The following is a 14,994-nucleotide window of genomic DNA, read 5'->3' on the forward strand; positions in this document are numbered from 1 at the left end:
AGCGGCTATCCTTTCCCAGGGCTACCCATGCGATTCACCGTGAAGTTCACAACATCCGCCGGCGAGATCCTCGTGAGGGATTACGAGGGGGGCGACGCCGAGGAGGTGAAGGCCCGGATCATGGCCGAGGGGAATTTCCCCATGGACGTGCGCCGCACCCTGGGCGCCTTCCGGAGCCAGAAGGCCCTCAAGGCCGAGACCCTGATCCTCTTCAACCAGGAGCTGCTGGCCCTGCTCAAGGCGGGCATCCCGCTGCTGCAGTCCCTGGAGCTGCTGGTGGGCCACGGCAAGGATCCCCTCCTGCGCAGCTCCCTGGAGCGGGTGGTGGAACTGCTCAAGGAGGGCATGTCCTTCTCGGAGGCCATGGAACAGGTGGGCACCTTCCCGGCGGTGTACCGCGCCAACGTGGTGGCCGGCGAGCGCAGCGGCACCCTGCACGAAGTCATCGCCCGGTGGCTGGCCTTCCAGTCCTTCGCCCAGAACAGCCGCCGCCGCATCATGGAGGCCCTCTTCTACCCATCCTTCCTGGTGGGGGTGCTCATCATCGCCCTGGCGGTGATCTTCAACGTGGTGCTCCCCAAGTTCGCGGAGATCTACCAGGGCAGCGGCATCGAGATGCCCCAGGCCACCCAGGTGCTGCTGGACCTGGGCGAATTCGTGCGCCGTACCATCTACCTCCAGGCCGGCCTGCTGGTGGTGCTGGTCTTCTTCCTGCGCTGGATGTTCACCACGGACGCCGGCAAGCAGGTGTGGGAGCGGATCCTCCTGTCGCTGCCCAAGCTGGGCGTGCTGTACCGCATGTACCATTCCTCCGTCTTCACCCGCACCCTGGGCGTCCTCCTTTCCGGGGGCATGCCCGCCCTGCAGGCCCTGGAGGTGATCCAGCGCACCACCCCCAGCGAGCGCATGAAGAAGCGCCTGCGCAACGTCACCGAACTGGTGCGGGCCGGATCCTCCCTGCACACCGCCCTGGAACAGTCCCAGCTCCTGGACCCCCTGGCCGTGGAGATGACCCGGGTGGGCGAACAGTCCTCCGCCCTCCCGGAAATGCTGAACCACGTGTCGGACTTCTTCGACCAGGAAGTGGAGAAGGCCACCACCGCCGTCACCGCCCTCATCGGGCCGGTGCTCATCCTCTTCATGGGCGTGACGGTGCTGGGGCTCCTGCTGGCGGTGTACATCCCCCTCTTCAACGCCGGGAGCACGGTCCGGTAGGAGGGCCCCCGGATCGCGCCCGGTCGCCGAGGGCGGCCCCGGCGTCCCGGAAGTAGTCGCCGCGGATGATCAGGTCCGCCACCTCGAGGCCCTCCCGGCAATGGAAGGCCCCCCCGGCCCCGGCGGAACCCACCAGGGTGCCGTCGGCGAGCACGGCGAGGTTCCGGCCCGTGTTCAGCAGGTCCCGGCCCATCATGCGGGTCCGCTCCTCCCCGGGGTCGATGCCCAGGAGGCCCAGGAGCGTGGGCATGAGGTCCACCTGGCCGCCATGGATGTCCAGTTCCCGGGGGGCGAGCCCGTGGGCGGCGATGAGGAGCGGGATCCGGTGGTCCCGGGACCCCCACCAGGGCTGGGCCAGGGGCGATGCGAGGAGCTCCTTTTCGTAGTATTTGTGCACCCCCTGGTGATCCCCGGTGACCACCACCACGGTGCGGCGCAGGAGGCCTTCCCTCTCCAGGCCCCGGAGAAAGAGGCCCAGGTGCTTGTCCGTGTAGTGGACGCTCTGGAGGTAGTCCCCCATGGGGCTCCGGTCCAGGGCCGGATCCAGGGGGAGTTCCCGGAGGTAGTCCGGAAGGTGGAAGGGTTCGTGGCTGGAGAGGGTGACCATGAACGCGTAGAAGGGTTCCCGGAGGGCGGTGACGAGGGGCAGGGCCTGGGCCAGGAAGGAGGCGTCCGACAGGCCCATGCCGAAGGAATCCCCGCAGTCGAACCTCCCCGCGTCCACGCTGCGCTGGAAGCCCAGATGGGAAAGGCCCTGGCCCACGTTCCAGAAGGAGCCCGGGTCGGGGTGGAGGGAGAGGGTGGCGTAGCCCCGCTCCCCCAGGATGCGCGGCAGGGACGGCAGGGTGGCGGTGGGGTAGGAGGCGAAGGTGGCCTCCCGGCGCACGGGGTACACGGACGTGTTGGTCATGAGGTCCGCGTCCGAGCTCATGCCGAGGTTCACCTGCTCGTGGAACCGGGAGAAGCTGAGCCCCCGGCGGCGCAGGGCGTCCAGGTTGGGCGTCACCGGGACGCCGCCCGCGGTCTGGCCCAGGACGAAGGCCTCCAGGGACTCCACCTGGATGACCAGGAGGTTCCGGCCCTTCAGGAGCCCCGCCGCCGGACCCGGGGGCAGGCCCTCGTCGTTCTCCCGCAGCCAGCCCCGGATGCGCTCCCGCTCGCCCGGATCCAGCGGGACGAACCGCCGCCCCTTCTGGAGGAAGGACGCGAAATCCAGGGCGTGGAAGCCGAAGGGCGTGACGAGGACCGCCAGGTCCACGGGTTTCGCGAGGGTCAGGGGTTCCCGGGCGCCCGGGGAACCCAGGACGCCGCCCCCGAAAAGGGGCACCAGGAGGAAAAGGCCGGCACAGCCGCACGCCTGGAGGGCCAGGCGCCGGAAGCCCCCCGGAGCCGGGGCCGGGAACCACCGGCCCAGGGCGGCCACAAGGGGCAGATCCAGGAACAGGAGCAGATCCCAGGGACGGAGGAGGGGGGTGAGGTGATCCAGGGGCAGGGAGAGGCCCCCCACCGCCGAAAGGATTCCCAGGGAGGGGAGGGCCCGGAAGGCGCGGTAGTACCCCAGGTCCACCAGCAGGAGGCAGGAGACCAGGGCGCTCAGCACCCCGAAGGCCGCGTTGCGCCGCCGCTCCGGGAAGGCGTTGAGCAGGGCGAGGATCCCCATGAGGACCAGGGAGTGGTAGGCGGGGCGGAGCAGGGACCGGAAGATCTCGCGGTTCAGGATGCCCAGGTGGAAATGGAGGTGGTCCACGCTGAACAGCCCCGCGTAGAACACCAGCAGCTTGAACCACCACAAACCGAACAGCGTCCACTGATGCCTGGAGGGGCGCACCGCCTCCAGGGCCGATCGCAGCGCGTGCATGGCTCCTCCGGCCCCGGGGCAGGGCGATGCCCGGGGAGGCCTCGGCCGCCCGTGGCGCGGGATTTGAATTAATTATTTAACGAAGCCGCATCCATTCAGGGGCGTTCCCCGATGTTCGCTTCGATAATAATAATCAGTTCATAAATTCCCGCAAGGGGGGAGGGGGCCCCCTACCGGTAATGTTGCCGGAGCCACTTGTTGGGATCCTGGGGCTGGGTGAGGTGCCGGATCTCGAAGCCCAGCCGCGGGCCGTCCACGGTGACCCCCACCGTGCCCAGGGTCTCCCCCTGCTTGAGGATCTGTCCCTTCCCGGCGGAGATCCCCCGCAGGTGGGTGTAGAGGCTGAAATAGCCGCCGCCGTGGTCCAGGATCACCATGGGGCCGAAGCTCTGGTAGATGTCCGCGAAGACCACCTTCCCGTCGGCCACGGCGTTCACCTGGGCGCCGGCCGAGGCCGAGATGAGCAGGCCGCTCTGCATGGTGCGGGTGTGGAACTTGGGGTGCAGGTGTTCGCCGAAGCCCTGGGCCAGGGTGCCTGGCGTGGGCTGGGGCAGCTCCCCCCGCAGGCCCGCGAAGGCCACCGGGGTCTCGAAGGCGTCGGCCCGGGGCTTGCCCAGGAGCTGGGTGAGCATGCGCTCCAGCTGCAGGGCCTCCTCGGCCAGCTCGGCCTGCACGGCCTTCTGGCGGGTTTCGTCCGTGCGCAGGCCCTCCAGGAAGGAGCCCAGGTGCTCCTCGTTGAGGGTGAGGCTGGCCTGGAAGCGCACCGCCTCCTCCTCCTCCCGGGTGAGCCGCTTCATGGCCTCCTGGATCTCGCCCTCCCGCCGGGCCAGGTCGGTCTGGAGCTGCTGGATGCGGTCCAGGCGGATGCGCTCCTGGTTGCGAAGGTAGGCGAGGTAGCGGCCCTGGACGATGTACTGCTGGAAGGTGGCGAAGCTGGCGAAGAGGCCCAGGTCGCCCAGGGGACCCAGGGCCTGCATCCACCGGATCTCCTTGCGCAGTTCGTTGCGCCGCTGGCGGATCTCCAGGCTGATCTCCTCCTTCTTGCGGCTGATGGACTGGACCTCCATCTGGGCCTGGTCGCGCTTGAGGCGGGCCTGCTCGGCCTGGGCCCGCACCCGGTCGGCCTGGAGGGAGATGGCCTGCAGCTCCACCAGGACGCCCTTGCGGCGCTTCTTGAGGGCCGCGATCTGCTGGTCCACGGCCGTGAGCGCGGCCTTGATCTCCCCGAGCCGTCCCTTGACCTGGCTGAGGTCCTGGGGCGGGGGCAGGGGCTCCTGGGCCGCCAGCGCGGCGCCCAGGACGAGGGCCAGGGCTCGTCTCAAGCCTTGCTCCGCTTGGGGGCCTTGCCCGGCAGGAGGAGCAGGAGGGTCGCGAGGAGGATGGGCAGGCCCAGGGTCAGGGGCAGGGCCTTCCAGGCGAAGGGGTCCGAGGGCAGCTGGGAGCTGGGCAGGGCCCGGCCCAGGAAGGCCATGGTCCGCACGGCGGCCTTGGGCACCTCCAGGTCCCCCAGGAATTCCCCGCCCCAGGCCATGACCCGGCCCACCTCCTGGAGCCCGAAGGCCAGGATCACGGCGAGGCCCCGGTTGGATTTCAGCAGGCAGCCCAGGGCCGCGGACCAGAGCAGGAGTTCCAGGCCCAGGAGCACGGCGTTGGTGTCGGCCAGGAGGATGCGGGGGGCCAGGGGGTTCCCCAGGAGGCGGAAGCTGGCGGCCAGGATCGGCAGGATGGCGATCTGGCTGAGCACCAGCCCGTGGGCGAAGGCCAGGGGCGCGCCCAGGGTGAGCCCCTTGAAGCGCTCCGCGCGGGAGCCCGAGGCCAGCCATTCGCCCAGGGGGAAGATCCCGCCCAGGAGGATCACGGCGGGCACCACCGCGAACAGGAACCGCCCCAGGATGTCGGCCGCCCAGGCCTTGGGGTCGTCAATGAAGCCCAGGGGGATGCCGGAACCGAAGACCATCAGCTGGCCGTCGCCGTTGATGCCCTGGATGCCCCCCAGCACGAGGCCCGCCAGGAGAAGGCAGATGCTCGTCCACACGATGCGCAGTCTTGAACTTCCGAAGCGATCCATTCCTTCTCCTGGTTCTCCCCGAGATTGTACTGCGCCCCGGCGCCGGGTGAGGATTCCGCTTTCCGGGTCCCCGCCCTGGGGCTATGGTAGAGGCCCTCCCGAGGAGACGCCATGAACGCCGATGCCCTCACCCGTGAAGCCCTGGCAGCCTTCGCGCAAGCCAAGCGCCAGGCCTTCGAGGCCGAGCTCCGCACCCTCGTGGAGATCCCCTCCGTCTCCAGCGACCCGGACCGGGCCGCGGACATCCGCCGCTGCGCCGAGGCGGCGGTGGACCTGTTCCGCCGCCACGGCGGGGAGGCCACGCTCCTGGAAACCGAGGGCAACCCCCTGGTCCTGGGCCGCTTCGACCTGGACCCCGCCCTGCCCACCCTCACGGTGTACAACCATATGGATGTCCAGCCCGCCAACGAGCCCGAGTGGACCACCGAACCCTTCCGCATGGAGATCGCCGGCGACACCTACCGGGGCCGCGGCACCACCGACGACAAGGGTCCGGCCCTCTCGGCCTTCTTCGGGGCCCTGGCCGCCCGGGAGGCCGGCGTTCCCCTGAACGTCCACTTCCTGTGGGAACTGGAGGAGGAGATCGGGTCCCCCAGCTTCCGGGGCGGGCTCGAAAGGCACAAGGACCTCCTGGGCACCCAGGCCATCGTGGTGAGCGACACGGTGTGGCTCACCCGGGGCAAGCCCAGCACCCCCGCGGGCCTCCGGGGCCTGAAGGGGTTCCGCCTCACCCTGGAGACCGCCAGCCACGACCTGCATTCCGGCGTGGTGGGCGGCGCGGCCCGCAACCCCCTGGCCGAGCTCATGGGGGTCGTGGCCGCCATGGTCGACGGCCACACCGGGAAGGTGAAGATCCCCCACTTCTACCGGAAGGTGGTCAAGCCCTCCCGGAAGGAGCTCAAGGAATGGGCCCATTCCGGCTTCAGCGTGGAGACCTTCATGGCCGACCACGAGATCCACAGCCTGCGCACCGGGAACCCCCTGAAGGTCATGAAGCGCATCTGGGGCCGGCCCACCATGGAGGTCCACGGGGTGGTGGGGGGCTACACCGGCCCGGGCATCAAGTCCGCCGTGCCCCCCCGGGCCGAGGTGAAGATGAGCTGCCGGCTGGTGCCCGACATGGACGAGGCCTCCACTTTCGACCTGATCCGCACCTTCCTGGCCACCCACTACCCCGATGTGCAGCTGCACGAGGAGCACGGCCTGGCCCCCTTCAAGGGCCACGTGTCGGGTCCCTACGCCGAGGCCGTGAAGGACGCCTACGCCTTCGCCTTCGGCGCCCCCTGCCGCTTCACCCGGGAAGGCGGCTCCATCGGGGCCGTGAAGACCATGGAGGACGTGCTGGGCTGCGAAGTCTACTTCCTGGGCCTGAGCCTGCCCTCCCACGGGTACCACGCCCCCAACGAGAACTACGACTGGGAGCAGGCCTCGGGGGGGATCGCCGCCTTCGCGCGGTACTTCCAGGTCGTCAGCGGATTCTAGGCCACCCCGGGCGCCGCCCCATGGGAGACTTTCCCCTGGAGGTCGTTGCGTGAAGCTGGTCATTTGGGATTTCGACGGGACCCTGGCCGATACCCGGCCCATCATCGAGGCCGGCATGGACCACGCGCTCCGGTTGATGGGGCTGCCGGGGACCGTGCGGGAGGAATGGCTCAAGTGCGTGGGCCTGCCCCTGGAGGAGGGGATCACCCGCACCTTCGGGCCCATGGGCCGCTCCGTGGAGGAGGTGCTGCCCATCTACCGGTCCTACGACTACACCGCCAACGAGCACCTGATCCGGGGGTTCGAGGGGATGGGGGCCATCCTTGAGGAACTCCATGGCCGGGGCGTCCGGCAGGCCATCGCCTCCAGCAAGCGCACCCTGCCCCTGGTGCGCCAGGTGGCGGCCCTGGGGTGGACCCGGTTCTTCGAGGCCGTGGTGACCCCCGACGACGTGGCCCGGGCCAAGCCGGACCCGGAAAGCATCCTCCTGATCCTGGACCGCCTGGGGGTCCCCCCGGGGGATGCCGTGATGGTGGGGGACACCCCCTTCGACCTGGACATGGCCACGGGCGCCGGGGTGCGCAGCGTGGCCGTGGGCCACGGGTTCTACGGGGAGGCGGACCTGGCGGCGTCGGGCCCCATGGCCTACGCCTCCGACGCCGCGGCGCTCCGCGATATCCTTCTGGCCTGGAGCGAAGCATGAGCCTCACCCATCTGGATCCCGAAGGCCGCCCGGTGATGGTGGACGTGTCGGCCAAGACCGCCACGAAGCGGCGGGCCGTGGCCGCGGGCTACCTGGCCCTGAGCCCGGAATGCGCCGAGGCGCTCGCCTCGGGGGGCGGACCCAAGGGGGACCCCTGGACCGTGGCCCGCATCGGGGCCATCGGCGGGGCCAAGCGCACCGGGGACCTCATCCCCCTGGCGCACCCCCTGGCCCTGGACGCCGTGACCGTGGCCCAGCACTGGGATCCGGAGCTCCGCCGGGCCTGGCTGCGGGTGGAGGTGGTCCTGGAGGGGCGCACCGGGGTGGAGATGGAGGCCCTCACGGGCGTCAGCCTGGGCCTCCTGGTGCTCTACGACATGCTCAAGGCCGTGAACCACCGCATGGAACTGGGTCCGGTGCGCCTCCTCCTGAAGGAGGGGGGACGGCGGGGACGCATCCAGGAACCCTGGCCGGATTGTCCCTGGCAAGAATAATGCCGCCATTTTCCTGCCCCGGGCGAGCGGGCAGTGATCCCCTTGAGAACAAAGGGTGATGGCCTATTTCCTTGATTCCATTCGGCGCAAACGAAATGCATTTTCGTTTGCCAGGGGGGAAGGCGGTGGCTAGGATCAGAGTTCCGATTGTCCACCATGGGGTGATCCCCAGGAGGGTTCCTAGCGTCCCACAACCTGATTTTGTTCCCGCATGAGGAGAACCCATGCGCACTGCCCTAATCGCACTCGCACTCGCCATCTCCGGAATGACCGGGAGCCTTCAGGCTTCCAGGACCGTCGCCTCCAGCCTCCACCGGGTCCGGAGGGGGGAGACCGCCGCCCGCATCGCCCGGGACAACCGCCTTTCGCTGGCCCAGCTTGAAGCCATCAACCCCGGCCTGGACATGGGCCACCTGCTGGTGGGCTCCATGGTGCGGGTGAAGGGCAAGGCCGTCCTGGCCTCCCACCGCAAGCCGGGCGTCCCCATGGCCCCCCTGCCGTCCACCCCCGCCCCCGGGCCCACCACCTTCACCCACCTGGAGCGCATCCTTCCCACCACCGCCCGGGACCTTTCGGCCCTGGCGCCCGCGGAGGAGACCCGCCCGGCCCTGGCCGGCATCCGCTCCGTCCTGCCCCCGGCGGACCCCGCCGACGCGGTGGTGGCCCCCGCACCGGCCTTCACCCCGGCCGATCCCGGGCGCCTGGACCTGCTCTGGCCCGTCGAGACCCGCACGGTGAGTTCCGCCTGGGGTCCCCGCATGCGTTCCCGGACCATCAAGGTCAAGGCCTCCAAGCGCCGGGTGAAGTACCGGGGCAGCCACAAGGGCATCGACCTCACGGCCCCCACCGGCACCGACGTCTTCGCCGCCCTGGACGGCCAGGTGGTCTCCGTGGGTTCCATGAAGCGGGGCTACGGCAATTTCGTCATCATCGACCACGGCAACGGCGTGGTGACCGTGTACGGGCACCACCGCAAGAACTTCGTCCGGGAAGGCGAGATCGTCCACCGGGGCCAGAAGATCGCCGAGGTGGGCCGCACCGGCAACGCCACCGGCCCGCACCTGCACTTCGAACTGCGGGTGGACGGCACCGTGAAGAACCCCCTGCCGTTCCTCAACGACGTGGAGGAGATCCCCGCCGACCAGATCGCCGAGAACCAGGCCGCGGTGGCCCCCAAGACCCGGCATTAGATTTCTCAAGAACCTTGCCGCCGTTCGCCGCATCCCTGCCTGGAACGAGCATGTTTGGGTGTGCCATGTTAGGCTTGGCCTTTGCGCGGTTGTAAGAGGTGATCATGGTTGTACGTCATTTCGGGTTGCGCGCGTGCGCGGCCATGCTGCTCGCTGCGGTCATGCTTGGCGCCGGTCTTGGCTGCGCCAGGAAATCCCTGGCGGAGAAGGCCGCGGAATCCCCGGAGTACAAGATCTCGGGCACGGTGACCTACACGCGGGTGCCCCTGCACTACGACGCCAACGGGGTTCCCACCGGCCTGGAGACGGATCCCTCCCTGTTCACCAGCCTTCCGGCCCGGGGCCTGAAGATCCGGATCTTCCAGGCCCGCCCCCAGACCCTGGACGACTTCACGGTGAAGGACGTGTGGACCCTCGTCGCCCAGGCCACCACCGGCAGCACGGGTGAATACGCCGCCTCCCTCGGGGTGAAGAAGAACTACCTCACCTTCGTGGAGGTGGAGGGCATGATGACCCAGCCCTCCACCCCCGCCTCCACGGTGACCCTCATGGCCGATCCGGAGGGGGTCTACAGCACCCGCCAGATCATGGACCGCCCCGTCTACGTCATGCGGAAGTCCCTCGACGGCAGCACTTCCGCCACAAATGCCACCCAGTCCGCCGTGGGCACCGCCGATACGGTGGTGAATTTCAGCATCGGATTGAACGATCCGTGGATGGTCGTGCTTCCCACCTGGTACTCGCCCTACCAGACTTCCTTCCCCTACCCCGAGACCGTCGCCGCGGGCAGCCGCATCCCGGCCATCCTGGACAGCTTCTACGAGTTCAACAACAACATCGGCAACGCGGTGCCCAGCGCCACCGCGACGGATCTGGCCATGCACTACCGCCCGGGCCTTTCCACCCGGCGCGGCACCTTCGTGGAATGGCGGCCCAATGTCCTGCCCAAGTCCTTTGACGGGTCCACCTTCCGGTACATGGGATCCATCTGCGCCGGGGGCACCCTGGACGGCGTGGCCCAGCCGGACGACGCCTTCGACACGGGCACCCTCTACGCCCTCATGGGACGCAACGCCATTTTCGGCCAAGGCAAGACGAACATCGTTCCCACGGGCGTGCCCGCCACCAGCCTCGCCCCGGACCTGGCCCTGGTGGAAGGCTTCGGCGACGCCATGGCGGTGACCCTCCTGGAACACCCCTACCTGCCCGCGGGCTCCGGGACCAACCGCTACGCGACGGTGCGGGACATCCGTGATCTCAGCGCGCTCTCCCCTTCGCAGATCGGGCCCTTTTCCGCCCCGGCGATCACGGCCCTCACCTGGGAGCTGGCCCTCATCAACGGGGGCATCACCTCCCCGGGGACCCCGGCCACCTGGGCGAACATGACCGCCCTCAACTTCACGCGCATGTATTCCGGCCTCAACCCCACCATGACCTCGGGGACGGCGACCATCTCCACGGACATCACCAGCCTCTACACGCAGCTGGCGAGGCTTCAGGAGAGCAAGGGGACCGCGGACAACTCGGACCTGAAGAACTATTTCCAGGATTCCGTGCTCACGCCCCTCTGTGCCAGGTTCAACATCCCCTGGACGACCGCCGCCGACGCCATCCTGCCCAAGTACACCGTCAACTGGGGCGCGGATCCGGATTCCCTGGCCACGCCGCTGCCCAGCTTCACCCTGTCCATGGGCGCCGCCGCCAAGGTCAAGCGGTACTCCCTGGACGCGGCCAACGTGGAGCAGGTCACGGAAATCTACCCCAACAACTCCAAGGGCGAAGTCCTCTATGCCATGGCGGCCTGGAGCCTGGATCGCACCTACACCTTCCGGGTCACGACGGTGCCCGCCCTTCCGGCAGGCGCCTCCATCGAGGTGGTGCTCGATGGCGACATCAACAACCCCTACCTCTTCCCCTCCGGCGCGGACACGGTCTACCCCCTGGCCATGAAGGGCAACCCTTCCGACCTTACGACGCCCAACTGGCGCCGCTTCCGGATCCGCCTCCTCAGCCCGGCGACCCTGGTGTCCGACACCCAGGTCACCGTCCATCTCGACAAGGTAAACGGATGAACATCCAGCCAGCTCTCGAAATCCTCCGGGCCCGCGCCCCCTTCGTGCCGGACCTGGCCCTGGTCCTGGGTTCGGGCCTCGGCGCCCTGGCCGGCTGCGCCGAAGCCAAGGCGGGCGTTTCCATTCCCTTCACCGACCTGGGCTTTCCCGTGCAGACCGTGCAGGGGCACCAGGGGAAACTCATCTTCTGCGAACTGGAAGGCCGGAAGGTGGTGCTGCAGGCGGGCCGCTTCCACTTCTACGAGGGCAACCCCATGTCCCTGGTCACGGCCCCCATGCGCATGCACGCCCGGTTGGGCGTGAAGGCCGTGGTGCACACCAACGCCGCCGGGGCCGTGAACGCCGCCTTCAAGGTGGGCCAGCTCATGGTCATCAACGACCATATCAACCTCATGGGCACCAACCCCCTCATCGGCCCCAACCAGGAGCCGGGCCCCCGCTTCCAGGACATGACCAGCGCCTACGACCCCGCCCTCTCCGCGCAGATCCTGGCTTCGGCCAAGGCCCTGGGCCAGGAGGTGCAGCAGGGCGTCTACCTGGCCGTCACCGGCCCGAGCTTCGAGACCCCGGCCGAGATCCGTGCCTTCCGCACCCTGGGGGCGGACGCCGTGGGCATGAGCACCGTCCCGGAAGTGATCGTCGCCCGGCACGAGGGCATGCGGGCCGCGGGCATCTCCTGCCTGTGCAACATGGCCGCGGGCATGCTCCCCCAGCCCCTCACCCACGCCGAAGTGCTGGAAGCCGGGGCCGCGGCGGCCGCCAGCTTCGAACAGCTGGTGCGCACCTTCCTGCGGGATCTCGCCCTTTAGGCTTATCCTGACGGGATGAAGCTTTCCCTTTCCATGATCGTGAAGGACGAGGAGGCCCACCTGGGCCATTGCCTGGACTCCGTCCGGGGCCTCGTGGACGAGATCATCGTCGTGGACACCGGTTCCACGGACGCCACGGCCGCCCTGGCCGCCGGCCGGGGCGCCCAGGTGCACACCTTCCCCTGGACCGGGGACTTCTCCGCCGCCCGCAACGCCAGCCTGGCCCACGCCACCGGCGACTGGGTCCTGGTGCTGGATGCGGACGAGGCCGTGGACGGGCGGGACCACGCCGCCCTGCGCGCCGCCTGCCAGGGCGCCGACGCCTACCGGGTGCTGGTGCGCAGCTATCTGCCGGACGGGGCCTACACCCTGATGGATGCCCAGGCCCGGCCCAACCCGGGGGGGTACGCCGAAGGGGCGGAATGGCCCGCCTGCGGGGACACCCGGGCGGTGAGGCTCTTCCGGCGCCTCCCCGGGGTGGCCTTCCGGGGCCGCATCCACGAAAGCGTGGAGGCCTCCTTCCCGGGGCCCCTCCCCGACCTGGACACGGTGATCCACCACTTCGGCTTCACCCTCGCCCACCGGGTGGAAGCCAAGAAGCCCGTCTACCTGAACCTGGCCCGGGAGGACGCCCGGGAGCGCCCGGAGGATCTGCTGAGCCTGTTCAACCTGGTGATCCAGGCCGCCACCGCCGAGGACTGGGATCTGGCCGCCCTCACCGCCGAGAGGTACCGCGCCCTGGCCCGGGAGGCGCCACCGACGCTCCTCCTCACCCAGGCCACGGCCCTCCAGCGCAGCGGCCGCCACGAGGAGGCCCTGCGGGTCTTCGCCGAACTCCCCGGCAGCCTACCCGCTCGGGTGGGGCGCGGCGTTTCCCTGGAGCGCCTGGGGCGCCGGGAGGAGGCCCGGGTCCTGCTGGAGGCCTGCCTCCGGGAAGCCCCCGGGTATGCCACCGCCCGCCTGGACCTGGCCGACCTCCACGCGCGGGCCGGCGAACCCGCCGCCGCCCGGGCCCTGCTCCTGGCCGGGGTGGAAGCCGCGCCCTCGGACGCGTCCCTGTGGGGCCGGCTGGTCCGCCTGGGGGTGGAGGACGGCCAGCTGGAACTGGCCGTGAAGGACGCCTGGGGGGCCATCCAGCACTGCCCCCAGGGGGGCGGCGGCGACTGGCACAAGCTGGTGGGCCTCTTCCTCCTGCGCCTGGGGGCCATGGCCGAGGGGCGCCAGGTCCTCGCCCTGGGCCTGGCGGCCTTCCCTGGCCACCCCGATCTCACCCGCCTCCTGGAGCTCTGCTGACATGCCCCGCATCCGCGTCCTTTCCGACCAGGTGGCCAACCAGATCGCCGCGGGCGAAGTGGTGGAGCGCCCCGCCTCCGTGCTCAAGGAACTGGTGGAGAACGCCCTGGACGCCGGGGCCACCCGCATCGAGGTGCGCTGGGAGGAGGGCGGCAAGCGCCTGCTGGAGGTGGCCGACGACGGCTGCGGCATGGCCCGGGACGACCTCTACATGGCCCTGGAGCGCCACGCCACCAGCAAGGTGCGCACCGCCGACGACCTGGGCCACCTGGCCTCCTTCGGGTTCCGGGGGGAGGCGCTGCCCTCCATCGCCTCCGTGAGCCGGTTCGACATGGCCTCCGCCGAGCAGGAGGGGGCGGGCCACCGCCTGCGCTGCGAATTCGGCGTCATCAAGGAGGTGCAGCCCTTCAGCCGGAGCCGCGGCACCACCATCACCGTGCGGGACCTCTTCGCCCAGCTTCCGGCCCGCAAGCGCTTCCTCAAGGCCACGGAAACCGAGCACGCCCACCTGTGGGGCGTGGTGACCCGCATGGCCCTGGCCACCCCGGCCATCCACTGGGTCCTGGAATCCGACCGCAGCGGGCGCCTGACCCTGCCCGCGGTTCCCGTGGCCGGCGCCCGCCTGGGTCCCCTCCTGGGCGACAAACTCACGGCCCTGGTGCCCTTCCGGGACGGCGCCGCCCCCTGGACCCTCCACGGCTACGTCTCCCCCCCCGAACTGAGCTTCCGGGACCGCAACCACCTGTACCTCTTCGTCAACGGCCGCGCCGTGCGGGACCGCCTCCTGCTGGCGGCCCTGGCCTCGGCCTGGGAGGGCTTCTTCCCCAAGGGCTCGTACCCCGCCGCCGTGGTGTTCCTGGACGTGCCCGCCGACGCGGTGGACGTGAACGTCCACCCCACCAAGGCCGAGGTGCGGTTCCGGGAACCCCAGCGCATCTTCCCCTGGGTGGGCCGGGCCCTGCGGGAGGCCTGGAGCGGGCTGCGGGGAGGCCTGGCCTCGGTGCTGGACCTGCCCCCCCGCCCCCTGGAACCGGAACTGGAGCGGCCCCTGGCCCCCGTGGCCGCCGAACACCCCCACCTGTGGGCGGCCACCCCCCCGGCCACCGGCGGCCACCGGGCCCTGGAGGCCGCCTTCCCCCGCCGGGAGGAGACCTCCCGCGCCGCCGAGCCGGTCCCGGAGACCACGGTGCGGTACCTGGGGTCCTTCGACGCCACCTACCTGCTGGCCGAGGCCACCGGCGGTCCCGAGCCCGAGCTGTGGCTGGTGGACCAGCACGTGGCCCACGAGCGGATCCTGTACGAACGCCATTTCCTCCGGAAACACCAGCCCGCCGTGCAACCCCTCATGCCCCCCCGGGTGGTGCGGGTGGGTCCCGAGGCCCTGGCACGCCTGGCGCCCTTCCTGGACGCCTGCGCCGAGGCCGGCGTGGAGGCCGAACCCTTCGCGGAGGACGCCGTGGTGGTCCGCGGCCTGCCCGATTTCCTCATGGACCGGGACCCCGAAGCCCTCCTCGCCGACCTCCTCCAGCGCCTGGAGGAGATCGGCCACGTGGACCTGGACCACTTCCGCCGGGAGCTCAACGCCGAGCTCAGCTGCCGCAGCGCCATCAAGAAGCACCACCACCTCCCGGCCGACCTTGCCCAGCGTCTCATCGAGGACCTCCTGGCCTGCGAGGTGCCCCACACCTGCCCCCATGGCCGGCCGGTGATCAAGAAGCTCACGCGGACGGAGCTGGAGCGGAGCTTCGGGCGGCGGGCCTGAATCCCCGCGGACAGGCCCGAATCCTGCTTGGAGGACATCGAGGTGCCG

12 protein-coding genes are annotated in these 14,994 nt (G+C 70.1%); 9 read left to right on the plus strand and 3 right to left on the minus strand.

What is annotated here, in order from left to right:
• The first annotated feature begins 27 nt into the window (after window positions 1-27).
• The gene (locus R2J76_RS00875) at window positions 28-1,215 is read left to right on the plus strand and encodes a type II secretion system F family protein (RefSeq protein WP_316413893.1); all 1,188 of its coding nucleotides are present in this window, start codon (window positions 28-30) and stop codon (window positions 1,213-1,215) included.
• Here R2J76_RS00875 and R2J76_RS00880 read toward each other — a convergent pair.
• The 3 genes from R2J76_RS00880 to R2J76_RS00890 form a co-directional block, all read right to left on the minus strand.
• Window positions 1,190-3,073 (minus strand): LTA synthase family protein, encoded by a 1,884-nt coding sequence (locus tag R2J76_RS00880; protein ID WP_316413894.1) that lies wholly within the window; start codon window positions 3,071-3,073, stop codon window positions 1,190-1,192. The genes R2J76_RS00875 and R2J76_RS00880 overlap by 26 nt on opposite strands.
• Window positions 3,074-3,243: 170 nt before the next feature.
• On the minus strand, window positions 3,244-4,395 hold the full coding sequence (locus R2J76_RS00885; protein WP_316413895.1) for a murein hydrolase activator EnvC family protein: 1,152 nt from the start codon (window positions 4,393-4,395) through the stop codon (window positions 3,244-3,246).
• On the minus strand, window positions 4,392-5,141 hold the full coding sequence (locus R2J76_RS00890; protein WP_316413896.1) for a hypothetical protein: 750 nt from the start codon (window positions 5,139-5,141) through the stop codon (window positions 4,392-4,394). Before R2J76_RS00890 ends, R2J76_RS00885 begins: the two co-directional genes overlap by 4 nt.
• 111 nt (window positions 5,142-5,252) lie before the next feature.
• On the opposite strand from R2J76_RS00890, the gene R2J76_RS00895 reads away from it, so the two are divergent.
• The 8 genes from R2J76_RS00895 (at window position 5,253) to mutL (ending at window position 14,946) form a co-directional block, all read left to right on the plus strand.
• Entirely contained in the window at window positions 5,253-6,623 is a 1,371-nt protein-coding gene (locus R2J76_RS00895; protein WP_316413897.1) for a M20/M25/M40 family metallo-hydrolase, read from the plus strand.
• A gap of 49 nt (window positions 6,624-6,672) precedes the next feature.
• Complete coding sequence (locus tag R2J76_RS00900; RefSeq protein ID WP_316413898.1) at window positions 6,673-7,326, plus strand: HAD family hydrolase; 654 nt, start codon at window positions 6,673-6,675, stop codon at window positions 7,324-7,326.
• Window positions 7,323-7,820: a cyclic pyranopterin monophosphate synthase MoaC gene (gene moaC / locus R2J76_RS00905; protein ID WP_316413899.1), complete on the plus strand. Its 498-nt coding sequence runs from the start codon at window positions 7,323-7,325 to the stop codon at window positions 7,818-7,820. Before R2J76_RS00900 ends, moaC begins: the two co-directional genes overlap by 4 nt.
• A 224-nt stretch (window positions 7,821-8,044) precedes the next feature.
• On the plus strand, window positions 8,045-9,010 hold the full coding sequence (locus tag R2J76_RS00910; protein ID WP_316413900.1) for a LysM peptidoglycan-binding domain-containing M23 family metallopeptidase: 966 nt from the start codon (window positions 8,045-8,047) through the stop codon (window positions 9,008-9,010).
• Between the two features lie 104 nt (window positions 9,011-9,114).
• Window positions 9,115-11,082, plus strand: a complete 1,968-nt coding sequence (locus R2J76_RS00915) for a hypothetical protein (protein ID WP_316413901.1) — start codon at window positions 9,115-9,117, stop codon at window positions 11,080-11,082.
• Complete coding sequence (locus tag R2J76_RS00920) at window positions 11,079-11,891, plus strand: purine-nucleoside phosphorylase (RefSeq protein ID WP_316413902.1); 813 nt, start codon at window positions 11,079-11,081, stop codon at window positions 11,889-11,891. Before R2J76_RS00915 ends, R2J76_RS00920 begins: the two co-directional genes overlap by 4 nt.
• A 15-nt stretch (window positions 11,892-11,906) precedes the next feature.
• Window positions 11,907-13,184: a glycosyltransferase gene (locus tag R2J76_RS00925; RefSeq protein WP_316413903.1), complete on the plus strand. Its 1,278-nt coding sequence runs from the start codon at window positions 11,907-11,909 to the stop codon at window positions 13,182-13,184.
• A gap of 1 nt (window position 13,185) precedes the next feature.
• Window positions 13,186-14,946, plus strand: coding sequence for a DNA mismatch repair endonuclease MutL (mutL, locus tag R2J76_RS00930; protein WP_316413904.1), 1,761 nt, complete (start codon window positions 13,186-13,188; stop codon window positions 14,944-14,946).
• Window positions 14,947-14,994: the final 48 nt, after the last annotated feature.

It is taken from the genome of Mesoterricola silvestris (assembly GCF_030295405.1).
GTDB classification, from domain to species: Bacteria; Acidobacteriota; Holophagae; order Holophagales; family Holophagaceae; genus Mesoterricola; species Mesoterricola silvestris.

Bases quoted from the DNA above. Each gene is read 5' to 3' on its own strand.
- R2J76_RS00920 (WP_316413902.1), top strand. From the start codon at position 11,079: ATGAACATCCAGCCAGCTCTCGAAATCCTCCGGGCCCGCGCCCCCTTC.
- R2J76_RS00925 (WP_316413903.1), top strand. From the start codon at position 11,907: ATGAAGCTTTCCCTTTCCATGATCGTGAAGGACGAGGAGGCCCACCTG.
- R2J76_RS00895 (WP_316413897.1), top strand. From the start codon at position 5,253: ATGAACGCCGATGCCCTCACCCGTGAAGCCCTGGCAGCCTTCGCGCAA.
- R2J76_RS00875 (WP_316413893.1), top strand. From the start codon at position 28: ATGCGATTCACCGTGAAGTTCACAACATCCGCCGGCGAGATCCTCGTG.
- R2J76_RS00915 (WP_316413901.1), top strand. From the start codon at position 9,115: ATGGTTGTACGTCATTTCGGGTTGCGCGCGTGCGCGGCCATGCTGCTC.
- R2J76_RS00910 (WP_316413900.1), top strand. From the start codon at position 8,045: ATGCGCACTGCCCTAATCGCACTCGCACTCGCCATCTCCGGAATGACC.
- R2J76_RS00890 (WP_316413896.1), bottom strand. From the start codon at position 5,141: ATGGATCGCTTCGGAAGTTCAAGACTGCGCATCGTGTGGACGAGCATC.
- moaC (WP_316413899.1), top strand. From the start codon at position 7,323: ATGAGCCTCACCCATCTGGATCCCGAAGGCCGCCCGGTGATGGTGGAC.
- mutL (WP_316413904.1), top strand. From the start codon at position 13,186: ATGCCCCGCATCCGCGTCCTTTCCGACCAGGTGGCCAACCAGATCGCC.
- R2J76_RS00880 (WP_316413894.1), bottom strand. From the start codon at position 3,073: ATGCACGCGCTGCGATCGGCCCTGGAGGCGGTGCGCCCCTCCAGGCAT.